This is a genomic window from Afipia broomeae ATCC 49717 (assembly GCF_000314675.2).
Taxonomy (GTDB): Bacteria; Pseudomonadota; Alphaproteobacteria; order Rhizobiales; family Xanthobacteraceae; genus Afipia; species Afipia broomeae.
In genome coordinates, this window is the sequence record NZ_KB375284.1 from 268,948 (window position 1) to 291,361 (window position 22,414).

Here is a 22,414-nt window from a genome sequence, read left to right on the forward strand (position 1 = left end):
ATGGTCTCTTGGTCAGAGAATTGTCCGGCCATCGCAGGCTAACGAGGCTGCGCGAGTTTGTCGCCAAGAAAACCATGCAGCGCGGCCACGACCTGCGCGCCTTCGCCGATCGCCCCGCCCATCCGCTTGACCGAGCCTGAGCGCACGTCGCCGACGGCGAAGACACCCGGCACCGAGGTCTCCAGCCCCGAGACCGGCTTGCCTTCCTCGCACTGCGAACCGGTCACCACAAAACCGGTCCGATCAAGCTCGACGCCGCAGCCTTTCAGCCATGCGGTCGCAGGATCCGCACCGACGAACAAAAATACATTGCGGATGTCGCCCGCAGTCTCGATGCCGGTGCGGCGATTGCGCCAGTGCACACGCTCGAGCCCGCCTTCGGCGCCTTCCAGCCGGACGATCTCGGTGTGAATCATCAGTTCGATGTTCGGCGTCGCCATGATGCGGTCAATCAGATAGCGCGACATGCTGTCGGCGAGACCGCCGCTGCGGATCATCATCCGCACCTTGCTGGCATGACCTGACAGAAACACCGCGGCCTGCCCTGCGGAATTGCCGCCGCCGACCAGAATGATTTCCTGCTGCGCACAGAGCTTCCCCTCGATCGGCGACGCCCAGTACCAGACGCCGCGCCCCTCGAACTTGTCGAGATTCTCGATGGCGGGACGCCGGTAGCGTGCGCCGCTGGCGACGACGATGGATTTTGCCTTCAGGAAATGACCGCATTCGGTTGTCAGTCCGAATGCGCCGCCGCTTTTCGAGCAGTCGAGCGATTTGGCCTCGACCGGAATCATCAGATCGGCGCCAAACTTCTGCGCCTGATTGTAGGCGCGTCCTGCAAGTGCCTGACCGGAGATGCCGGTCGGGAAACCGAGATAGTTCTCGATGCGGGCGCTGGCACCGGCCTGTCCGCCGAAATGCCGTGCATCGAGCACCGCCACCGACAATCCTTCTGACGCCGCGTAGACCGCTGTCGCAAGTCCGGCGGGGCCGCCGCCAACGACGGCGACATCATAGAGCTTGTCCTTGATCGGACCGCCGATCATTCCCATCGCATAGGCGAGATCGGTTTCGCTGGGATTGCGCAGCACCGTGCCGTCCGGAGCGACCACGAGCGGCAGATCAGCGGGCGATGGCGAATAGCGCGCGATCAGATCTGCCGCGTCCGTATCGGTAGCAGGATCGAGCACGTGATGCGGAATGCCGTTGCGCGACAAAAAGCCTTGCAGCCGCACCACGCCGACCAGAGACGGCGAACCGATCAGCACCGGGCCGCCGACGCCGGCTTGAATCAGGGCAACACGGCGGAGGATCAACGCGCGCATGATGCGCTCGCCAAGATCGGCTTCGGCCACAAGCAGCGCGCGCAGACTCTGGGATGGAATCAGCAGCGTTTCGACATCGCCTTCGGCGGTGCCGTCCACCAGCGCATGACGGCCGGACAACTGCCCGACCTCGGCGAGAAACTGGCCGGGCCCCTGCTCGATCACAGGCGTGACGTGGCCCAGGCCGTCGCGCTGGGTAATGGAGACGTGGCCCGACAGAATGACGAACATGCCGGGACCGACCTTCCCGGTCTCGAACAGCCGTTCGCCGTTCTTGTACTGACGCACCTCGCCAAACCGGCGCATGCGGTCGATCTCCGTCTCCGTCAATGTCGGAAACGTCTGCTCGAACCGGGGAAATGCCGCACGTGCAGCGTCCGACTGCGGGGCGCCCGGCCCATTTGCTGCTGCCTGGTCCGTCGCCATCTCACGCATCCTTATGCTCGAACAGATCAGCGATATCCCTCGTTGGAGATCGCGTTCATCAAGCTAGATCGTGTCTGTCCGCCAAACAATCAAGCGATGGTTGAAGGCGGCCGGTCATTGGTCGTCATCATGCCGGTGCGAAATTGCGCCCGATGCATCGTCCCGCGCCCTGGCATCGTCATCCGGCGTGACGATCGCCATTCCGGCGCGGCCGCGAGCCTGCGACTTCCGGCGTTTCAAATTGTCGCGGAGCGCCGACTTCAGCCGCTCATGGCGGGCCGATTTGGCGGTGCGCTCATTTTTGACGTCGTCCGTCATGACAGGCCTGCTTGCAGCTTTCCTTGACCGGGTGTCGCCGGTGTGACGAACTATTTTATATCGAATACGGCAGGCAATTGACGGGGAGAATGTGATGACGGCTGACGCACCGGGACTTGCGCCTTGCGCGCAGGAAACGCTCACGGGCTGGCATCGCTTCGTTGAGACCAAGAGCGAGGACGTGCTGCGGCCGCTGCTCGCCGAAACCACCGTGTTCCGCTCGCCGTTCGTGCACCTGCCGATTCCGGGGCGTCCCGCCAGCCTGCTGATCCTCGGCGCGGTCGTGCAGATTTTCGAGAATTTCCGCTATCACCGCACCTTCGTGGCCGGATCGCACGATGTGGCGCTGGAATTCAGCGCCACTATCGGCGATCTGCAATTAAAAGGCATCGATCTGGTGAAATTCGATTCCGCCGGGAAAATCATCGAGTTCGAGGTGATGATCCGTCCCTTCAAGGCCCTGGAGGGATTGAGCACCCGGATGAGCGCCCGGATCGGCCCTGAACTGGCAAAATACAAGCCCGCCAGGGCTGTTTCAGCCTGAGTTCCGGCGGTTGGGACAAGAACGGCCGCTCCGTGCTTGCACCGCCAGTTGCCTTATGGCAAAGGAACGCGCGCCTTTAAGGCTTTTTAGCTGATTCACGTACCCGGTACGGTTCTGGCTCTTTCTTGTCTGGCGTTCGCTGCCGTAGCTCAGTGGTAGAGCACTCCATTGGTAATGGAGAGGTCGACAGTTCAATCCTGTCTGGCAGCACCAGCCCTCTTAAAAGCCTCGCATTGCAGCTCTGCACGAAATTTTTGGCAGAAAACGCCCCTATTCCCGAAATTTTTAACCAGGCGTCACGATACTCCGCCCGCACGTGCTTTCACGGGGAATCGGGGGATTCGGGGTTATGGCTTTGCGGTTCAAGGTCGGAAAAAATCTGTTTCGTTTCAAACTGCCGAACGTGAAGGTTGGCGTCCGGGGAAGTCTCTTCCTGGCCTTCGCGGTCATCGCCGGCATGGCGATCGCAATCAGCGCGGGAGCGAGCCTGCTGCTTGGCCAGCTCGGCGGCATGATGAACGAACTGAGCAGCCAGAACATTCCTCGTCTGACAGCAAGTCTCCAGTTGTCCGGGTTGAGCCAGAGTCTCGCCGCCCGCGGTCCCGCGATGCTGGCTTCTGACGATGAAAGCACCCTTCAATCCCGCACCCAGGGCCTGAAAGAGGTCCAGGCCGCGGCGCTGGCCAAACTTCAGGAGATCAAGACTCTCAAGGCCGATCCTGGCGTGGTGTCCGCGCTGGAAGAAAACGTCAAAATGCTCGACGACACCATCAACAGCCTGCGCGCGGCCGCAAAGGAGCGGCTGGATCTCGCCGCCGAGCACAACAAGAAGTTCGAGGCCGCCCGCGCCGCCCATAGCGCCGTCGTCACCATCATCAGCAGTGCGGCCGAAGATGCAAAAGCCGCCGTCAATTCGGCTTTGGTGAATCCGAATGCGGAGCCGAAGGAAGCCATCAAGGCCATGCGCGGCGTCGATATGCTGGCCAGCCTGCTGGCAGATATCAATTTCGCCGCGAGCAACATCAGCGCCGCTGCAAACGCCAACAACGCCGAGACGCTCAGCGATCAGGAATATGCATTCTCGGTCACGTACGACAGCATCGAGATTTCCCTCAAGGCGCTTGGTCATACCGGCGACGGCGACAAGCTGAAGGACGCCGTCACGCAGATGATGGCGTTCGGCAACAAGAAGAGCGGCCTTTTCAAGCTGCGCCAGAAGGAACTGGATTCCGCCGATTACGGGCGGCTAATTCTGGAAGAGACCGGCAAGCTGAACCGCGGCCTCGAAATGAGCATCAAGCGGCTGGTCGATGACGTGCAGGTCGCGACGGACGCCGCTGCCGCCAAGGCAAACAACACGATCACGCTGGGAACGGCGACCATGCTCGCGCTCGGCGTGCTGACGCTGATCGGATCGGCGCTGTTCGTCTGGCTCTATGTCGGCCGCAACATCCTTGGCCGCATCGGCAACCTGCAGGACGTGATGCGCCGCCTGTCCGAGGGCGATCTCAATGCCGAGGTCAAGCGCGGCCGCCAGCAGGACGAAATCGCCGTGATGGCCGACTCGCTCGAAGTGTTCCGCGACAGCATGATCCGCTCGCGCACGCTGAGCAGCGAACAGGACCAGGACCGTATCGCCAAGGCCGAACGTGCATCGCGCATCGAAAAGCAGATCGTGAGTTTCGAAGACAAGGTCCGCGCCGCGCTCGACAGCCTGATGACCTCCGCCAATGTCATGCAGGCGACGGCGGAGAGCATGTCGACATCTGCCGAGCATTCCAGCGCGCTGGTGAACACCGTTGCGTCGGCGGCTGAAGAAACCTCGGTCAACGTGCAGACGGTTTCCGCCGGCACCGAGGAACTGTCATCGTCGATCCAGGAGATCAGCCGCCAGGTCACGAATTCGACCAAGATCGCCGCCAACGCGGTCACCGAGGCGGGCAAGACCGACACGACCATGCAGGGTCTCGCCGACAACGCCAACCGCATCAGCAGCGTCGTCGACCTGATTCAGGAGATCGCATCGCAGACCAACCTGCTCGCGCTCAACGCCACCATCGAGGCCGCGCGTGCCGGCGAAGCGGGGCGCGGTTTCGCGGTCGTGGCGTCGGAAGTGAAAAGCCTCGCCGAGCAAACCGCAAAGGCGACCGACGAAATCCGCACCCAGATCGCCAGCATGCAGAACGTCACGGCATCGGCGGTCGGCGCCATCCGCAACATCGGATCGACCATCGGCGAGATCAACGAGGTCACCACGGCGATCGCCGCGGCCGTCGAGGAGCAGGGTGCGGCGACCCGCGAGATCGCGCGCAACATCCAGCACGCCGCGAGCGGCACCCAGGAAGTATCGAGCAACATCGTCGGCGTGAGCCGCGCCTCGAGCGAGGCCGGAACCGCAGCCGGCGAAGTGCTGAATGCATCGAACGAACTTCGCCGCGAAGCCGATACGCTGCGCGCCGAGGTAGATGCCTTCCTGCTCAACATCCGGGCGGCGTAATTGCGTTTATGCGCTATGCCGTGAGGCATAGCTGCTTTCACCCGGCGGCCGGGCCCAGATTGACTCTTCTGGGCCCCCATGATCCTTGGTAACCTCTCTGGACATGAAGGACGCCGGTCGCCTCAGGGCATCCCGTGCTGTCCGCCAGAATGAGACTTTGGGTTTCGCACGCAAGGGGTTAGCGCATGAGCATGGTGCCGGGTTCGGATGTGAAAGGCGGAGTTTCGGTCGGGCGCGATGCGCTGATCGAGCCGCGCAACGACTGGACCCGCGCCGAAGCGCAGGCGCTGTACGATCTCCCCTTCGCGGATCTGATCTTCCAGGCGCAGAGCATTCACCGCCGCAACTTCGATCCCAATCACGTCGAGACCGCGAGCCTGCTCAGCATCAAGACCGGCGGCTGCCCCGAGGACTGCGGCTACTGCTCGCAGAGCGCGAAATACGACACCGGCCTCAAGGCATCGAAGCTGATGGATCACGACGATGTCGTGGCCACCGCGAAGCGCGCGAAGGAAGCCGGCGCGGAACGCTTCTGCATGGCGGCGGCGTGGCGCAATCCGAAAGACAAGGATCTCGACAAGGTCTGCGACATGGTCAGCGCCGTGAAGGATCTCGGCATGGAAACCTGCGTCACGCTCGGCATGCTGACCGACGCACAGGCCAAGCGGCTGCACGATGCCGGCCTCGACTTCTACAACCACAACGTCGACACCTCGCCGGAGTTCTACGGCAAGATCATCACCACCCGCACGATGCAGGATCGCATCGACACGCTGGCCTCCGCGCGCGAAGCCGGCCTCAAGGTCTGCTGCGGCGGCATCATCGGCATGGGCGAGCAGGTCGATGACCGTCTCGGCATGCTGGCTCTGCTGGCGAATCTTCCCGAACACCCGGAGAGCGTTCCGATCAACATGTGGAACGAGGTCAAGGGCGTGCCGGTCAACGACACCGCCGAGCGTCCCGATCCGATCGCGCTGGTGCGCATGATCGCAGTCGCGCGCATCATGATGCCGCGCAGCGTCGTTCGCCTGTCGGCCGGCCGTCAGTACATGACCGACGAATTGCAGGCGCTGTGCTTCGTCGCCGGCGCGAATTCGATCTTCATCGGCGATGTGCTGCTGACCACGAAGAACCCGCAGACCGTGCGCGACGCCGATCTGCTCGATCGCCTAGGCATCAAGTCGAAGCTCGACGACGCCAAGCCGCACAACCATACGCATGTGGACGCGAAGCCAGCCGCGGCCACGGTGTCCGGCGCGGCCGCGTCCTGACCCTGTTTGAAACGCCAAAGCATGGCTGCCTGCATGGCAACCATGCCGGCACGCCTCGTAAAACGTGAGTTTTGGCTGGTCAGGACACTAGCGCAGCACCGATTGCCGCGTTAAGCCGGACCTGAAAAACACGATTGCGAGACGATGCACACCAGGACCGCCACCTTGCCCGCAGCCGCCGATGGCCTGCGCTACCCCTTCGAAACCCCGCCGAAACCCGACGAGGCAATCGAGGTTGCGCCCGGTTTGATGTGGGTCCGGCTGACTCTGCCGTTCCGTCTCAACCATGTGAACATCTATCTGCTCGCTGACGGCGACGGCTGGGCAATGGTCGACACCGGCATCGGCAACGAAGCCACCATCGCCGCATGGACGGCGCTGTTCGAAGGTCCACTCAAGGGCTTCAAGATCACCAAGCTGATCGTCACCCACGCGCATCCCGATCACGTCGGTCTCGCGGGGTGGATCGTCGAGCGTTTCAATTGTCCGCTCCACATGTCGCAGGTCGAATACCTGCAAGCCGCGTATCATCAGCATCGCGGTTCGCCGGAGCGCAAATTGGCGCAGCGGCTGTTCTTCCGGCGCCACGGTATGAACGAAGAGATCACCGAAGCGCTGCTGGGGCGGGGCATGGACTACCTCGCGCGGGTGTCGATACTTCCGGCCTCCTACAGCCGCCTGTCGAAGAACGACGAGATCACGATCGGGGCGCGAAAGTTCAGGGTCATCACCGGCGGCGGTCATGCGCTCGATCAGGTGATGCTGTATTGCGCGGCCGACAACATCTTCCTGTCGGCGGATCAGGTGCTGAGCAAGATTTCGCCGAATGTCAGCGTGTGGGCCGTCGAGCCCGATGCGAATTCGCTCGGCGAGTATCTCACATCGCTTGCAGAACTCACCGGCCTGCTGCCGGACGATGTGCTGGTGCTGCCGGGACATGGCGTGCCGTTTTACGGCGTGAAGACCCGCATCAAGCAGCTGGCCGATCATCACGAAGAGCGCTGCCAGTTGATCGCCGACGCATGCCGCACATCGCCGAAGACCTCGGCTGAACTCGTGCCGGTGGTGTTTCACAAGCATGTGCTCGACGCCCATCAGACCGGCTTTGCCGCCGGCGAACTGATCGCGCATGTCAATCACATGCTCGCCCACGGCCGGCTGAAATCCAGTGTCGGCGCGGACGGCGTGCTGCGCTTCACCGCGGCCTGATCTCGGTACCGCACGCTGACTGGCGGGATTGATCTCGATCAACTCCGCGCCAGCCGCATGGAAGAACCGCAAAAACAGCCTCGACACTAAACCTGGAAAAGCTCTAAAAAGATCCTGCGCGCGACAGAAGACCCCTCGGTAAATCCCTGGGCCGGCTGCCGTAATCCGGGTCCCCATCCAGGGTTTTTGTGATGGATTACAACAAGTTCTTCGACGATGCCCTCGGCCGCCTCCATAACGAGCGGCGTTACCGCGTTTTCGCGGATCTGGAACGCATCGCCGGCCGTTACCCGCACGCGGTATGGCACTCGCCCAAGGGCCAGCGCAACGTCGTGATGTGGTGCTCGAATGACTATCTCGGCATGGGTCAGCATCCCAAGGTGGTGGGCGCGATGGTCGAGACCGCCACCCGCACCGGGACCGGCGCAGGCGGCACCCGCAACATCGCCGGCAACAACCATTCGCTGATCCAGCTTGAGCAAGAGCTCGCCGATCTGCATGGCAAGGAAGCGGCGCTGGTCTTCACCTCGGGCTACGTTTCCAACCAGACCGGCATCGCAACGCTCGCGAAGCTGATTCCGAATTGCCTGATCCTCTCGGACGCGCTGAACCATAATTCGATGATCGAGGGCATTCGCCAGTCGGGCACCGAATACCTCGTGTTCCGCCATAACGATGTTGCGCATCTCGAAGAGTTGCTGCGCGCCCATCCAGGCCGGCCGACGCTGATCGTGTGCGAAAGCCTTTACTCGATGGACGGCGACGTCGCGCCGCTGGCGAAGATCTGCGATCTCGCCGAGCGCTATGGCGCGATGACCTATGTCGACGAGGTTCATGCGGTCGGCATGTATGGTCCGCGCGGCGGCGGTATCGCCGAGCGCGATGGCGTGATGCACCGGATCGATATTCTCGAAGGCACGCTGGCCAAGGCGTTCGGCTGCCTCGGCGGTTACATCGCCGGCAGCGCCAAGGTGGTCGATGCGGTCCGCTCCTATGCGCCGGGCTTCATTTTCACCACCGCGCTTCCACCCGCGATCTGCGCGGCCGCGACCGCCGCGATCAGGCACCTGAAATCATCGAGCTGGGAGCGTGAGCGCCATCAGGACCGCGCTGCGCGGGTGAAAGCCATTCTCACCGCGGCCGGTCTGCCGGTGATGTCGAGCGACACCCACATCGTGCCGCTGTTCGTGGGCGATCCGGAACGCTGCAAGAAGGCCTGCGATCTCCTGCTCGAAGAGCACGGCATCTACATTCAGCCGATCAACTATCCCACAGTGCCCAAGGGCACGGAGCGTCTTCGCATCACGCCGTCGCCGTATCACGATGATGCCCTGATCGATGGACTCGCCGAGGCGCTGGTTCAGGTCTGGGAGCAACTCGAACTGCCGCTGTACGCCAAGCCCATGGCAGCGGAATAACTCAGCTGCTGAATCAAACGGCTCTGACGAATTGCCGTGCCATTGCCGGTGCCGGTGCATTCGATAATACGATCCGCATCAGGTCGGCGGCATTGCGTGCACCCAGCTTGTCCATGATGCGCGCGCGGTGAACCTCGATGGTGCGCGGGCTGATGCCGAGCCGCCGTCCCGCCTCCTTGTTCGATGCGCCGTGGGCGACCTGCCCCAGCACATCCCGCTCGCGCCGGGTGAGAAGCTCGATCCCCGGAAAATCGGCAAGACCGTCGATGTGCCCGGTGGCCGACCGGCGATAAAACAGAGCGGCCTCGCGCACGCGCTCGATCATGGCGCCGGCGGAAAACGGCTTCTCAAGAAAATCCAGCGCACCGAGCTTCATGGCTTCCACGGCCATCGCGACATCGGATTGGCCGGAGATCACAAAGACCGGCGGCGCAAAATGGATGTCGGAAAGCTGCCTCAGCACCGCGAGACCGGAGCGGCCGGGAAGCTGAAGATCGAGGATGACGCAACACGGCGTGGACGATTGGAGCCATCCAAGAAATGACTCCCCGTCTGCAAAAGCCTCCGGGGCGAAGCCCTCGATTTTCAGCAACAACGATAGCGCGTCGCGGACTGAAGTGTCGTCGTCAACGATGGCGATTGGAGCATCCCAAATAGGTAGCATCTGGCCCATGATCCGCCCCTGAGTGCGTTATATTGGTAATACAACCATTACGTGTAGTACCTGATTCGACCACTCGCGCCAATACTTTGTTCGTTCAGCGGACAGCATCTCACTCCGGGTGCGTGCGACAGCGGACCGGGTTAAGGTCGTACCGGGCGTTGGCCAAGGCTCGGTCCCGAAAAGCGGGAACCGGTTTTCGGAGAGGATCGTGCCCTGACGACAGGGATCAACTCGATGCTGCATGACTGGGGCGTGATCGCAGCCGCTTTCGGCTACATCGGCCTGCTGTTCGTCGTCGCGAGCTACGGCGAGCGGCTGACGCAGGTTCAGCGCGGCCGCCTCGGCACGATCATCTATCCGCTGTCGCTGGCGATCTACTGCACGTCCTGGACATTCTTCGGCTCGGTGGGACTCGCGACCCGCACCAGCGTCGAATTTCTCGCAATCTATGTCGGCCCGATCCTGATGATCGCGTTCTGCACGCCGCTCCTGATGCGCGTCATCCAGTTGGCGAAGTCGCAGAACATCACGTCGATCGCGGACTTCATCGCCGCGCGCTACGGCAAGAGCCAGGCTGTGGCCGCCACCGCCGCCGGCATCGCCATCATCGGCTCGGTTCCCTATATCGCGCTGCAATTGAAGGCCGTCGCGTCGTCACTGGAAACGATCCTCAATCAGGATCAGGACGTTTCCAGCATTCCCTATATCGGCGACATCGCCTTCATCGTCACGGTTACGCTCGCCGCTTTCGCCGTGCTGTTCGGCACGCGTCAGACCGACGCCACCGAACACCAGCACGGCCTGATGCTGGCGGTTGCGACAGAATCGCTGGTCAAGCTGGTGGCCTTCATCGCAGCCGGCGTGTTCGTGACCTTCGTCATGTTCGGGCCGGCCGATCTGTGGGAGCGCGCCATGAAGACGCCGGAGGCGGTGCGTGCCATCGAGACCGCGCCGTCGATCGGCAACTTCGCCGCCATGACGTTGCTGTCGTTTCTGGCAATCATGCTGCTGCCGCGGCAATTTCACGTCAGCGTCGTCGAGAACTCCACCGAGGCCGAGGTTCGCCGCGCACGCTGGCTGTTTCCGCTCTATCTGATCGCCATCAACCTGTTCGTGATCCCGATCGCCATTGCCGGCCTTGTCACCTTTCCGTTCGGCGCATCGGACAGCGACATGTACGTGCTGGCCCTGCCGATTCAGGCAGGCGTCACATGGCTCAGCGTGATCGTGTTTATCGGCGGCCTGTCCGCGGCCACCGCGATGGTGATCGTGGAATGCGTGGCGCTCGCGATCATGGTGTCGAACGACATCGTGGTGCCGCTGGTTTTGAAACGGCGGCCTGCCGCGCAGGCGGGGAAGGCGAACTTCGGCGGCTTTCTGCTCAAGGTGCGCCGCGTCGCGATCTTCGCCATCATGGCGATGGCGTATCTCTACTACCACGCGCTCGGCAACGCGCAGCTCGCCGCCATCGGCCTGCTCTCGTTCGCAGCCGTCGCCCAGCTGGCGCCGGCGTTTTTCGGCGGACTGTTCTGGCGCCGCGCCACAGCGCGCGGCGCGATGGGCGGCATGATGATCGGCTTTGCGGTGTGGGCCTATACGCTTTTCCTGCCGAGCTTCGCCGACGTCGATCCGCGCGGCGTGATCTGGCTGAATGAAGGCCTGTTCGGCATCGCGGCGCTGCGTCCCCGCGCGTTGCTCGGCACCGAGATGGCCCCGCTGATCCATGGCGTGTTCTGGAGCCTGTCGCTCAACCTTCTGACCTATATCGTGCTGTCGCTGCTGCGTCAGCCGACATCGATCGAACGGGTGCAGGCCGATCTGTTCGTGCCGAACGAACTGGCGCCAATCGCGCCGAATTTCAGGCGCTGGCGCACGACGGTGACGGTGCAGGATCTGCTCACCACGGTCGCCCAGTATCTCGGCCCGGAACGCGCGCAGCAGTCGTTCGAAACCTTCGCCGTCAGCCACCACGTCAACATCGATCGTGCGGCGCCTGCGGATTTCCGCCTGCTGCGCCATGCCGAACATCTGATCGCGTCATCGATCGGCGCGGCGTCGTCGCGGCTTGTGCTGTCACTCCTGCTGCGCAAGCGCGCAGTGTCCGCCAAGGCCGCGCTGAAACTGCTCGACGACGCGCACACCGCCCTGCATTTCAATCGCGAGATGTTGCAGACCGCGCTCAACCACGTCCGCCAGGGCATCGCGGTGTTCAATCCGGAATTGCAGCTCATCACGTCGAACCAGCAGTTCGGCGAGATTCTCGACCTGCCTGCGCAGTATTCTCAAATCGGCATTCCGCTGGCCGAGATTCTGGAATTCATCGGCAGCAACGGACAGGACGCAAATGCCGATCCCGCCATGCTGCAACGACGGCTCGCCGCCTACACCACCGAGGGCGAGCCCTATCTGGAGCGGCTGACCGATCGCAACATGGTTGTGGAGGTTCGCGCCAACCGGATGCCGGGCGGCGCGCTGGTGATCACCTTCTCCGACATCACGCCGAGCTTTGAAGCAGCGGAAGCGCTGGAGCGCGCCAACGCGACGCTGGAAAAACGCGTCCGCGAACGCACCGAGGAACTGACACGGCTCAACAGCGAACTGGCGCGGGCCAAGAGCACCGCCGAGGAAGCCAATATTTCCAAGACGCGCTTCCTTGCCGCGGCCAGCCACGACATTCTCCAGCCGCTCAATGCGGCGCGACTGTATGTCACCAGCCTTGTCGAACGGCAGGACGGCGGCGAGGACGCCCGCCTTGTCGGCAACATCGACGACTCGCTGGAAGCTATCGAGGAAATTTTGGGTGCGCTGCTCGACATCTCGCGGCTCGACTCCGGCGCCATGACGCCGTCGATCTCCAGCTTCCGCATGAGCGATCTGATGCGATCGCTGGAAGTGGAGTTCACACCGATCGCGAAGGCACGAAAGCTGAAGCTTACTTTCATGCCCTGCTCGCTGGCGGTTTCCTCCGACCGCGTGCTGCTGCGGCGGCTGCTGCAAAACCTGATCTCGAACGCCATCAAGTACACGCCCAAGGGCCGGGTTCTGGTCGGATGCCGCCGGCGGGGCAAATCGCTCGAGATCGGAATCTACGATACCGGCCTCGGGATTCCGGTTCAGAAGCGCGCCGAGATCTTCAAGGAGTTTCACCGCCTCGATCAGGGCGCCCGGATCGCGCGCGGATTGGGGCTCGGCCTGTCGATTGTCGAGCGGCTGGCGCGGGTTCTGAATCACCGGATCGTGGTGGACTCGAACCGCAGTGGCGGGTCGCGGTTCTCCGTCACGATGCCGATTGCGAAGACCGCCACCCATACGGCGACCATGTCCGGCACCAGTATCTCGTCCAAGGCGCCGATGAGCGGCACCCTCATCGTTTGTATCGAGAACGACCGCGCCATCCTCGACGGCATGAAAACGCTGCTGACCGGCTGGGACGCCAAGGTAATCGCTGCTGTCGATCCGGTGACCGCAGCGGAGGCCATTGCCGCGACCAATGAGCGCGTGACCGGATTGCTGGTCGATTATCATCTCGACCGCGGCAACGGCATCGCGGCGATCCGCGACATCCGCCAGCGATTCGGCGATGGAATTCCAGCCATTCTGATTACCGCGGACCGCAGCCCGCATGTGCGCGACGCCGCGCGCGAGGATGGAATCGTCGTGCTCAACAAGCCGGTCAAGCCGGCGGCGCTTCGCGCGCTGCTCGCGCAATGGCGCGCACAGCAGATGGTCGCTGCCGAATAAACCGGCTCACGCCCGCACGAGATCGCCGAGCGCGAGGCCGGTTGCGGCTTCAAGGTCCCGGATCGCCTGCGGAGCGTCGATCACCTTGATGGTGGTCATGCCCATTTCCCGCGCCGGCTTCAGGTTGACGCCGAGATCGTCGAGATAGACGCACTTCTTCGGATCGACGTCCAGCGCCGCGACCATCATTTGATAGATACGCGGATCGGGTTTGCGCAGGCCGATCTTCGCCGACTCGATGACATGATCGAACAGCGCCATGGTTTCCGCGACATAGAGCGCACGGCCGCCCGAGCTGCCCATGGCGTTCGCGGGAAGATTGTTGGTGATGCAGCCGGTCTTGAAATGCTGCTTCACCCGGCGGAGCGCCTCGACCATTTCCGGACGCGGATCGCCCGACAGCAGCGGCACGACATCGCGTCCCCGCACCTCGGCGCCGAGCGCGAGCGATTCGGCGGCAAACAGTTCATCGAAGGTTGCAAGATCCACCTCGGCGCGCTCGAACTTCGCCCACGCATTCTCGAAGTGGTTCGCGGCGTTTGTCCGCCGGATAATATCGACGGGAAGCCCGCGCTCCTTTTCATACCGCGCAAAAGCCTCGAACGGCGACGTGGTCAGCACCCCGCCAAAATCCCAAATCACTGCTTCAATCATGATCCACCGCTTTTGCCGGAGTCGTTTCGCGCGCGGGCACCTGCGGCACTATTTCGCCGGGTCGGCCTGTTTCCACTCTCCGCCCGCGATTTTGGCGGCGGCGATCACGGCCTGGGTCCGGCTTTCGACGCCGAGCTTTTGCAGAATGGCGGACACATGCGCCTTGATGGTGGCTTCCGACACCCCAAGCTCGTAGGCGATCTGCTTGTTGAGCAGGCCTTCCGACAGCATCATCAGCACCCGCACCTGCTGCGGCGTCAGCGTCACCAGCCGGTCGCGCAATTTGGTCATGTCAGGATCAGCCGCGGCGGAGAGATCGACATCAGCCGGAATCCAGACGTCGCCGTTCATCACCTTGCCGATCGCCTCGCGCAAGGTCTCAACGCCAAAGCGCTTGGGTATGAAGCCGGACGCGCCGAATTCCATCGACCGGCGGATGGTACTGGCGTCGTCGCTGGCCGACACAATGACGACCGGGATCGCCGGGAATTGCGCGCGCAGATAAATCAGCCCGGAGAAACCGCTGATTCCCGGCATCGACAGATCGAGCAGGATCAGATCGACGTCGGATTCGCGATCCAGCAGCGCCGTTAACTCCTCAAACGACCCCGCCTCATCGACCCGCGCCGACGCGACGACGGTCGCGACGGCTTGTCGCAGGGCGTCGCGAAAGAGCGGATGATCGTCGGCGACAACGAGATGTGTGCTGGTAACGATGGTCATTTATCCCGCATGCAATAGCTGATTAAGCCCGACAACGATATTGGATTCCGAGTGTTTACCGTGCCGTTCAGTCATGCAACCCGGGAACAAAAACAACAAGCTCACGGTCTCCGATCGCAACGATTGTGCACTGCACGGTGTCCCCTCCCGCCAATTTGGCTGGCCGAAAGTCTTATAGGGCTGAGTTTCACGCCGATGTTACCTTGATTGCGAACTTCTCGCACTTTTTCAGCCGGCGAAAGAGCGGCGCGCAGAAGCGAATTTTTCAGCAACACGTTTGGGGAGCTTTGAAATGGCCACAATGACTACGACCTCGCCACGAGCGGGCGGCATGACGAAGGACGAACGTTTCGTCATCTTCGCATCGTCGCTCGGCACCGTCTTCGAGTGGTACGACTTCTATCTTTACGGATCGCTCGCCGCGATCATCGGTGCGCAGTTCTTCAGCGCCTATCCGCCGGCGACCCGTGACATCTTCGCACTGCTGGCTTTCGCCGCCGGCTTCCTGGTGCGCCCGTTCGGCGCCATCGTGTTCGGCCGCATCGGCGATCTCGTCGGCCGCAAGTACACCTTCCTCGTCACGATCCTCATCATGGGTCTGTCGACCTTCATCGTCGGCCTGCTCCCGAACGCTGCCACCATCGGCATCGCGGCTCCGATCATCCTGATCATTCTGCGCCTGCTGCAGGGCCTCGCGCTCGGCGGCGAGTACGGCGGTGCTGCGACTTACGTCGCGGAGCATTCGCCTCCCGGCAAGCGCGGCTACTACACCTCGTTCATTCAGACGACCGCGACACTCGGCCTGTTCCTGTCGTTGCTGGTCATTCTCTTCACCCGCACCATTCTCGGTGAAGCCGAATTCGCGGCATGGGGCTGGCGCATTCCGTTCCTGCTCTCGGTCGTTCTGCTCGGGGTCTCCGTCATCATCCGGCTCAAGCTGAATGAATCGCCAGTGTTCCAGAAGATGAAGGATGAAGGCAAGGGCTCGAAAGCACCTTTGACCGAAGCCTTCGGCAACTGGAGCAACGCCAAGCTCGTGCTGATCGCGCTGCTCGGCGGCGTGATGGGCCAGGGCGTGGTTTGGTACACGGGCCAGTTCTACGCACTGTTCTTCCTGCAATCGATCCTGAAGGTCGACGGCTACACCGCGAACCTCCTGATCGCGTGGTCGCTGCTGCTGGGTACCGGCTTCTTCATCGTGTTCGGCGCACTGTCGGACAAGATCGGCCGCAAGCCCATCATCCTCGCAGGCTGCCTGATCGCGGCGCTGACCTTCTTCCCGATCTTCCGCATGATCTCCAGCAACGCCAACCCGGCGCTGGAAAAGGCCATCGAGACGGTGAAGGTCTCGGTCGTTGCCGATCCGAAGGCCTGCGGCGACTTGTTCAACCCGGTCGGCACCCGCGTGTTCACAGCGCCTTGCGACCTTGCCCGTGACTTCCTGGCGAAGTCCTCGGTCAAGTATGACACCGTCGCCGGCGCACCTGGCTCGCCTGTGCTGATCAAGATCAACGGAACCGACGTGCCTTACACCACGCCGGCAGCATCGAACGCTGGCGCGACCGCTGCCCTCCAGGCAGCCGGTTATCCGAAGCCCGGCGCTGCCAATACGACGATCGTGAAGATGTCGAACCCGTTCGATATCTTCAAACCGCAGGTGGCCGCGATCATCGGACTGCTGTTCGTCCTCGTGATCTACGTCACCATGGTGTACGGCCCGATCGCCGCGATGCTGGTCGAACTGTTCCCGACCAAGATCCGCTACACCTCGATGTCGCTGCCCTACCATATCGGCAACGGCTGGTTCGGCGGTCTGTTGCCCGCGACGTCTTTCGCGATCGTGGCATCGACCGGCGATATCTACGCAGGTCTCTGGTATCCGGTGATCTTCGCCTTGATCACCGTGGTGATCGGCTTCTTCTTCCTGCCGGAAACCAAGGACGTCGATATCAGCAAGTAACGATTGAAGGTCAGGCGGCTCGCTCCGCCTGACCTTTCAAACACAACGGCCGCGGAGCAATCCGCGGCCTTTTTTTTGCGACATTGGATTTCAGGATTCTGGAATTTCAGATTTTCTCTGACAGTTTCTTCTGCATGCGGTTCGCCATATCGATCAACCGCTCCCAGACCCGCTCTATCAGCGCCATCAGCTTTTCGTGCTCGGGCGGCAATTGCAGTTCGATCTTTCCGTCGGGCGACGCCTTGCCGTCTGGCGCAGCCTGTGCGCTCTTCTTCGAATCTTCCTTGGCCAGCGGCGCGTCGGTCTTCCCGGTGACCGTGTCGCGCTGCGCCAGTTGGTCGCGCAGCTTCTTGTTGTCGGCCTGAAGGCGGCCGATCTCGGTATCGAGCGCGGCACGCTCGTCCGGCACCAGCCGGCAGGTCCAGCCGCTCTTGTTGGTGCAAATCGACACCACACCGTTGCGGGTATCGAGCCGCAGGAATCCGTCTGTCACGGGCGACAGCGTGAACCGTCCGTTCTCGGTCTCGGGCGCGGCTTGGGCGCGCGCCTCGGGAGCAAGCATCACCGTCACCGCCAATGCCATTACGGCAAACCTGACATCTGGACGCATGGGCTCCCTCATCGCGACACACCCGCCGTCTGTCGTTTCGTCTCAGACGTCTGAAGTGTAGGCCTTGCGGCCAGATTTCAACGCATCGGCCAGCAATTCGATCCGGTCCTGGCCCCAGAAAACCTCGCCATCGAGCACCCAGCAGGGCGATCCAAACACGCCCGCCGCAATCGCATCCTGACGGTTCTGCTCATAGGCCGCACTGATCTCGTCGGAGGCCGCCTGCGCGACAAGCTTCTCGCCCGGCAACCCCGATTCATCGGCCAGCTTCGTCACGGTCGCGGGGTCCGCAAGATTGAGTTCCTGCTCCCAGAGGCCCGCGAAGGCGCGGCGCATAAACGGCTCGGGGTTTAGGCCGGCAACCGTGGCAGCCACAGCGACACCATCGGCCAGCCGCGGATCGCCCGGAAAAAACTGCGGCTTGAGGTTGAACTTGAGGCCGCGCTTGTCGCGCCAGCGCTGCAATTCCATCATGCGATAGCGCTGGCGCGCCGGATGACGCTTCGCCAGCGGCAAGCCTCCCGTTTCGGAAAACACGTTGATCAGCAGAACCGGCTTGTAGTCGACCTTCAACTGGTGCGCGGCCGCGAGGTCCTGAAACAGCGCATGCCCGATGTAAGCCCATGGCGACTGGATGGAAAAATAGTAGTCAATCTGGCGCGCCATCGGCCCTCCCGGCTGCATGATTTCGGCAAGCTCCGGTCATATCACAACAAGTAAAACCATGCCGACAAACACACGATTGCGCATTTCATTTATCGCAGTGCGGCGAGTGCGCGCAGCGATCTGATTTTTTCTCCGATTTCATAAGTTATTTCAAAGCGATACATGTCAATCAGGCAATCTTGACTTGACCGTATGCCGTCAGTATGGTCCGCGCGGTTTCCGTGGGTGGCGGGGCGTTTTTCTCTGAAATCGCGCGACGGGGCATGGGGTGTCGACAGCAATGGCGAACGGCACGCACAGCAACGGTCGCGGCGAAGGGGAACGAAACAAACCGCCTGCCGACGAAGCTGCGCTCTCCGCAAGGCTCGACCGTCTGAAACATCGGCTTTCCGAAGTCCGGAATAACCGCAAAAACCAGACAGATCAGTCAGGAAGTGGGGCAGCCTCCGCCAACGCGTCCGCGATGGCACGGGGTTTTCGCCTCTCCTCCGAATTGATTGCAGGCGTCCTTGTCGGAGCGGTCATCGGCTGGGGCATCGATCGTCTTTTTTCGACGTCCCCCTGGGGTCTGATCGTGTTTTTTCTGCTTGGCTTCACCGCCGGCGTGATCAACGTGATGCGGGCAGCCGGCGTCGCAAACAGCGATGCGTCGGATCGCTCCTGACAGGATCCACCGGGATCGCTCTTGGAATTTCAAGCCAGCTTGCTGGCGGGTATGACTGTCCGGCACGCCGGCAAAGATGAAAGACGAACGTGGATGGCCGATCCAATCCATCAATTTGAGATCCACAAGATCTTCACCCTGGGCCACATCGGTGGTCAGGAGATCGCTTTCACCAATTCGTCCGCCTACATGTTCGGCGCGGTCGCAGTCGTTTCGCTACTGATGATCGGCGGCAGCGCCGCGCGCGCCCTCGTTCCGGGCCGCTTCCAGTCCGTTGCCGAACTATCCTACGAATTCGTCGGCAACACTCTGAGAGAGAGTGTCGGCGACGAAGGCATGAAGTTCTTCCCGTTCGTGTTCTCGCTGTTCATGTTCATCCTGACTGCGAACATGATCGGCATCATTCCTTACACCTTCACCGTCACCAGCCATCTCATCGTGACCGTGGCGCTGGCGCTGATGGTGTTCCTGACCGTGCTGCTCTACGGGCTGTACAAGAACGGCTTGAAGTTCTTCAAGCTGTTCGTCCCGTCAGGCATTCCGCTTTATATCCTGCCGCTCATCATGGTGATCGAGGTGATCTCGTTCCTGTCGCGGCCGGTGTCCCACTCCGTGCGTCTGTTCGCGAACATGCTGGCAGGTCACATCACCCTCAAGGTGTTTGCGGGATTCGTAACGTCGCTGAGCGCGCTCGGCGCTGTGGGCATCTTCGGTTCGATATTGCCGCTGGCGATGACGACCGCGCTCACCGGCCTCGAAATTCTCGTGGCTTTCCTGCAGGCCTACGTCTTCACCATCCTGACCTGCATCTACCTCAACGACGCACTTCATCCCGGACACTGAATTCAGACACTGGCCGGATTTCACTTATCCACTGACACCAACATCCCAAGAAGGAGTTTCACTATGGATCCAGTTGCAGCAAAGTACATCGGCGCCGGCATCGCTTGTCTCGGCATGGGCGGCGCAGGCATCGGCGTCGGCATGATCTTCAGCCAGTTCCTGAACGGCGCGCTCCGCAACCCGTCGGCTTCGCAGGGCCAGTTCGCTAACCTGATCTTCGGCTTCGCCGTGACGGAAGCGCTCGGCATCTTCTCGCTGCTGATCGCGCTGCTGCTGCTGTTCGCCGTCTAAGTCAGACCGGATGATGCGTTTGCCGCGGACTCGCTCGAGCCGCGGCTGACGCCAACAGGAGACGCTCATGGCGACGGGTCAGGGCACTGCAAAGGGCACGACCGCCCACACCGAAGCAGACGGTCATGGCAAGGCGGGCTTTCCGCCTTTCCAGAAGGAGACGTTTGCCTCGCAGCTGGTGTCGTTCGCGATCGCCTTTGCGCTGCTTTACTTCATCGTGTCGAAGTTCGCGCTTCCGCGCGTCGGCGGCATCATCGCAAACCGCGAAGGCGTGATCGAAAACGATCTCGCCGAGGCGCAGAAGCTGAAAGACGAGTCCGATCAGGCTCTGAAGGCTTATGAAACCGAACTCGCCGACGCGCGGGCGCGGGCTCAGGCCATCGGATCCGAGACTCGCGACAAGCTGAACGCGCAAGCCGAAAGCGACCGCAAGGCGCTTGAAGCAGCCCTCGCGGCCAAGCTGGCCGATGCCGAAAAGACCATTGCCTCAACGCGCGCAACCGCGATGGGCAACGTCCGCTCGATCGCATCGGATGCGGCGACAGCCATTGTTCAGCGTCTCACCGGCGTTGCGCCCGACAGCAAGACTGTCGACAGCGCCGTCGATGCGTCCTTGAAGGGATAACGACGATGTTCCAAGCAGAATTCTGGGTCGCCGTCGCCTTCGTCATCCTGATGGGTGTGTTCGGCTATTTCGGCGTTCACCGCACTATCCTGCAGGCGCTCGATCGTCGCCGCGACCGTATCCAGAAAGAACTCGACGACGCCCGCCGCCTCAAGGAAGAGGCCGTGAAGCTGGTCGCCGAGTATCGTGCCCGCCGCGCCAGCGCCGAGCGTGAAGCGCAGGACATCGTCGCCAGCGCCAAGGCCGATGCCGAGCGCATCGCGGCCGAAGCCAAGGCGAAGATGGAAGATTTCGTCGCCCGCCGCACCAAGACTGCGGAAAACAAGATCGCCCAGGCCGAAAGCCAGGCCATCGCGGATGTCCGCGCAGCCGCTGCCGAAGCCGCCGTGTCCGCCGCATCCTCGATCATGACGCAGTCGGTCAAGGGTCAGGTCGCCGGCGACCTGATCGCCAAGGGCATCCAGGACGTTCGCAGCAAGCTGAACTGACGCTTCACATTCTCTGACAAAAAAGCCGGCCTCGTTGATGCGAGGCCGGTTTTTTTGATCGAAACCCGCGCGCGCTATTTCTTGCGTTTGCGCGCCGCAGGCTCTGGCTTCAGCGCAGCCGGATCAAAGCCGACATAGAAAATATACTTGTCGTTCGCAGCTTCCGTCGGCGCAGGATAGGTGACGTCCTCGGCGACAATGCTGAACTCGGTGTTGTCGCCCTCGAGCGCAACCGCGGTGCGGAACGCCTTGGTGACGATCACCTTCTCCGGTGCGCCCTCCTGCACGACGGCGACGCGCATCGGCACATCGACGGTCGGCGGCGCGCCCGCAGGACCGGTGATAATCCGGCCGATCACGCCGATCCGCGCGGTGACCTGCCCGCCCTGCAAATTACAGTCGCGCGCGGTGCGTGTGATCGTGCCCTGGTAGCGCAGATCGCTGCCCGAGGCTGGCTTGCCGGGCAGCCCGACCGAGAGCGTCGACGCTCCGAAGCGGATCGCGACGCTTGGACAGGTCAGTTCGCTGTTCTGGGTCGAATGCGTGGATGGGGTGGATGACGTGCTGGCTTCCTGCGTGTTGGACCCGAACAACTGGTTGAACCTGCTGCCGATCGACGAGCCGGTGGACGAACTGCCGGACGAGCCGCCGAACATGCTGCCGCCGCCGCAACCCGACAGCGCGGCCCCTGCCGCCACAGCCAGCGCAGCCACTGCCGCGCGCTTCAAACGCCTGCCATCAGCCATCATTGCTTCCAGTCGGCCCCAAGGATTGTAGGAAAAAGGAAAGGATCAGGCGGACTTATAGCAGGCCAAAGACGGCGAACCAAAGGCGCAACACCACGCTCAGGCAGGGCTGGTTAACCGCGGAAGTCCTCATCCAGCAGGCCATACAGGTAATGGTCCTGCCAGACGCCGTTGATGCACAGATAGCGCCGCGCCAGGCCCTCGCGGGCGAAGCCGCACTTCTCCAGCACCCGGATCGAGGACTGGTTGGTGGGGATGCAGGCGGCCTCGATGCGGTGCAGATTAAGCTCGCCGAACAGGGTCGGCAGCAACACCCGCAAAGCCGCGGTCATGTAACCCTTGCCGGCATACGGCTGGCCCACCCAGTAGCCAAGCGTGCCCGCCTGCACGATCCCGCGCCGCACATTGGCGAGGGTCACGCCGCCCACCAGCACGCCGTCGTGCTCGCGAAACACCAGGAACGGATAGGCCCTGTCCTCGGCAATATCTTCGGTATAGCGGCGCAGGCGGCGGCGGAATCCCGAACGCGTCAGGTCGTCGGACGGCCAGATCGGTTCCCACGGCGTCAGGAACAGCCGGCTCATTTCGCGCAATTCGCTCCACTGCACGTAATCCGGCATCTGCGGGGCGCGCAGCAGCAGCCCGTGTCCGCGCGGGGCGAGCGCCGGAGCCGTTGTCGTGGGCAAGCGAAACAGGGCCATCCCGAAACCCCTCCCGTAACCGGATGCACA

General features: G+C 62.3%; 21 protein-coding genes and 1 tRNA gene. 13 read left to right on the forward strand and 9 right to left on the reverse strand.

Annotated features, from left to right (window positions below):
* Positions 1–38: 38 nt before the first annotated feature.
* Positions 39–1,751, reverse strand: a complete 1,713-nt coding sequence (locus HMPREF9695_RS20775) for an FAD-dependent oxidoreductase (RefSeq protein ID WP_006022867.1) — start codon at positions 1,749–1,751, stop codon at positions 39–41.
* Positions 1,752–1,865: 114 nt separating this feature from the next.
* Positions 1,866–2,069, reverse strand: a complete 204-nt coding sequence (locus HMPREF9695_RS20780; protein WP_006022869.1) for a hypothetical protein — start codon at positions 2,067–2,069, stop codon at positions 1,866–1,868.
* Positions 2,070–2,163: 94 nt separating this feature from the next.
* Here HMPREF9695_RS20780 and HMPREF9695_RS20785 point away from each other — a divergent pair, with 94 nt between their 5' ends.
* The 6 genes from HMPREF9695_RS20785 (at position 2,164) to hemA (ending at position 9,008) form a co-directional block, all read left to right on the forward strand.
* A complete protein-coding gene (locus HMPREF9695_RS20785) occupies positions 2,164–2,613 on the forward strand; it encodes a hypothetical protein (protein WP_006022870.1) in 450 nt (149 codons plus the stop codon).
* A 138-nt stretch (positions 2,614–2,751) separates the two neighbouring features.
* Positions 2,752–2,826, forward strand: a tRNA-Thr gene (locus HMPREF9695_RS20790).
* Positions 2,827–2,962: 136 nt separating this feature from the next.
* The gene (locus HMPREF9695_RS20795) at positions 2,963–5,110 is read left to right on the forward strand and encodes a methyl-accepting chemotaxis protein (protein WP_006022871.1); all 2,148 of its coding nucleotides are present in this window, start codon (positions 2,963–2,965) and stop codon (positions 5,108–5,110) included.
* Between the two features lie 191 nt (positions 5,111–5,301).
* The gene (gene bioB / locus HMPREF9695_RS20800) at positions 5,302–6,381 is read left to right on the forward strand and encodes a biotin synthase BioB (RefSeq protein WP_081758575.1); all 1,080 of its coding nucleotides are present in this window, start codon (positions 5,302–5,304) and stop codon (positions 6,379–6,381) included.
* 144 nt (positions 6,382–6,525) lie between these two features.
* On the forward strand, positions 6,526–7,590 hold the full coding sequence (locus HMPREF9695_RS20805; protein ID WP_006022873.1) for an MBL fold metallo-hydrolase: 1,065 nt from the start codon (positions 6,526–6,528) through the stop codon (positions 7,588–7,590).
* A gap of 191 nt (positions 7,591–7,781) precedes the next feature.
* Positions 7,782–9,008 carry a 5-aminolevulinate synthase gene (hemA, locus tag HMPREF9695_RS20810; RefSeq protein ID WP_006022874.1) on the forward strand — a complete coding sequence of 409 codons (1,227 nt, stop codon included), beginning with the start codon at positions 7,782–7,784 and terminating at the stop codon, positions 9,006–9,008.
* Positions 9,009–9,021: 13 nt separating this feature from the next.
* Here hemA and HMPREF9695_RS20815 read toward each other — a convergent pair whose 3' ends face one another.
* Entirely contained in the window at positions 9,022–9,681 is a 660-nt protein-coding gene (locus tag HMPREF9695_RS20815; protein ID WP_006022875.1) for a response regulator transcription factor, read from the reverse strand.
* Between the two features lie 225 nt (positions 9,682–9,906).
* Between HMPREF9695_RS20815 and HMPREF9695_RS20820 the strand changes: the two genes are divergently transcribed.
* Positions 9,907–13,413, forward strand: a complete 3,507-nt coding sequence (locus HMPREF9695_RS20820; protein ID WP_006022876.1) for a PAS domain-containing hybrid sensor histidine kinase/response regulator — start codon at positions 9,907–9,909, stop codon at positions 13,411–13,413.
* 6 nt (positions 13,414–13,419) lie between these two features.
* Here HMPREF9695_RS20820 and HMPREF9695_RS20825 read toward each other — a convergent pair whose 3' ends face one another.
* Both HMPREF9695_RS20825 and HMPREF9695_RS20830 read right to left on the reverse strand, forming a co-directional pair.
* Entirely contained in the window at positions 13,420–14,067 is a 648-nt protein-coding gene (locus HMPREF9695_RS20825) for an HAD-IA family hydrolase (RefSeq protein WP_006022877.1), read from the reverse strand.
* Positions 14,068–14,115: 48 nt separating this feature from the next.
* Entirely contained in the window at positions 14,116–14,790 is a 675-nt protein-coding gene (locus HMPREF9695_RS20830; RefSeq protein WP_006022878.1) for a response regulator, read from the reverse strand.
* Between the two features lie 292 nt (positions 14,791–15,082).
* Between HMPREF9695_RS20830 and HMPREF9695_RS20835 the strand changes: the two genes are divergently transcribed.
* Positions 15,083–16,750 carry an MFS transporter gene (locus tag HMPREF9695_RS20835; protein ID WP_006022879.1) on the forward strand — a complete coding sequence of 556 codons (1,668 nt, stop codon included), beginning with the start codon at positions 15,083–15,085 and terminating at the stop codon, positions 16,748–16,750.
* Between the two features lie 106 nt (positions 16,751–16,856).
* Here the strand turns inward: HMPREF9695_RS20835 and HMPREF9695_RS20840 are convergent, their stop codons facing one another.
* Both HMPREF9695_RS20840 and HMPREF9695_RS20845 read right to left on the reverse strand, forming a co-directional pair.
* Positions 16,857–17,360: a hypothetical protein gene (locus tag HMPREF9695_RS20840; RefSeq protein ID WP_006022880.1), complete on the reverse strand. Its 504-nt coding sequence runs from the start codon at positions 17,358–17,360 to the stop codon at positions 16,857–16,859.
* A 42-nt stretch (positions 17,361–17,402) separates the two neighbouring features.
* Positions 17,403–18,026, reverse strand: a complete 624-nt coding sequence (locus HMPREF9695_RS20845) for a 2-hydroxychromene-2-carboxylate isomerase (RefSeq protein ID WP_006022881.1) — start codon at positions 18,024–18,026, stop codon at positions 17,403–17,405.
* Positions 18,027–18,306: 280 nt separating this feature from the next.
* Between HMPREF9695_RS20845 and HMPREF9695_RS20850 the strand changes: the two genes are divergently transcribed.
* The 5 genes from HMPREF9695_RS20850 (at position 18,307) to HMPREF9695_RS20870 (ending at position 20,937) form a co-directional block, all read left to right on the forward strand.
* The gene (locus HMPREF9695_RS20850) at positions 18,307–18,690 is read left to right on the forward strand and encodes an AtpZ/AtpI family protein (RefSeq protein WP_006022882.1); all 384 of its coding nucleotides are present in this window, start codon (positions 18,307–18,309) and stop codon (positions 18,688–18,690) included.
* Between the two features lie 93 nt (positions 18,691–18,783).
* Positions 18,784–19,533 (forward strand): F0F1 ATP synthase subunit A, encoded by a 750-nt coding sequence (locus tag HMPREF9695_RS20855; RefSeq protein ID WP_006022883.1) that lies wholly within the window; start codon positions 18,784–18,786, stop codon positions 19,531–19,533.
* A 63-nt stretch (positions 19,534–19,596) separates the two neighbouring features.
* Complete coding sequence (locus HMPREF9695_RS20860; protein ID WP_006022884.1) at positions 19,597–19,824, forward strand: F0F1 ATP synthase subunit C; 228 nt, start codon at positions 19,597–19,599, stop codon at positions 19,822–19,824.
* 67 nt (positions 19,825–19,891) lie between these two features.
* Entirely contained in the window at positions 19,892–20,449 is a 558-nt protein-coding gene (locus tag HMPREF9695_RS20865; RefSeq protein ID WP_006022885.1) for a F0F1 ATP synthase subunit B family protein, read from the forward strand.
* 5 nt (positions 20,450–20,454) lie between these two features.
* Positions 20,455–20,937, forward strand: a complete 483-nt coding sequence (locus HMPREF9695_RS20870; RefSeq protein WP_006022886.1) for a F0F1 ATP synthase subunit B family protein — start codon at positions 20,455–20,457, stop codon at positions 20,935–20,937.
* A 74-nt stretch (positions 20,938–21,011) separates the two neighbouring features.
* Here HMPREF9695_RS20870 and HMPREF9695_RS20875 read toward each other — a convergent pair whose 3' ends face one another.
* Positions 21,012–21,683 carry a hypothetical protein gene (locus HMPREF9695_RS20875; protein ID WP_006022887.1) on the reverse strand — a complete coding sequence of 224 codons (672 nt, stop codon included), beginning with the start codon at positions 21,681–21,683 and terminating at the stop codon, positions 21,012–21,014.
* 113 nt (positions 21,684–21,796) lie between these two features.
* Positions 21,797–22,384: a GNAT family N-acetyltransferase gene (locus tag HMPREF9695_RS20880; RefSeq protein WP_006022888.1), complete on the reverse strand. Its 588-nt coding sequence runs from the start codon at positions 22,382–22,384 to the stop codon at positions 21,797–21,799.
* Positions 22,385–22,414 lie beyond the last annotated feature (30 nt).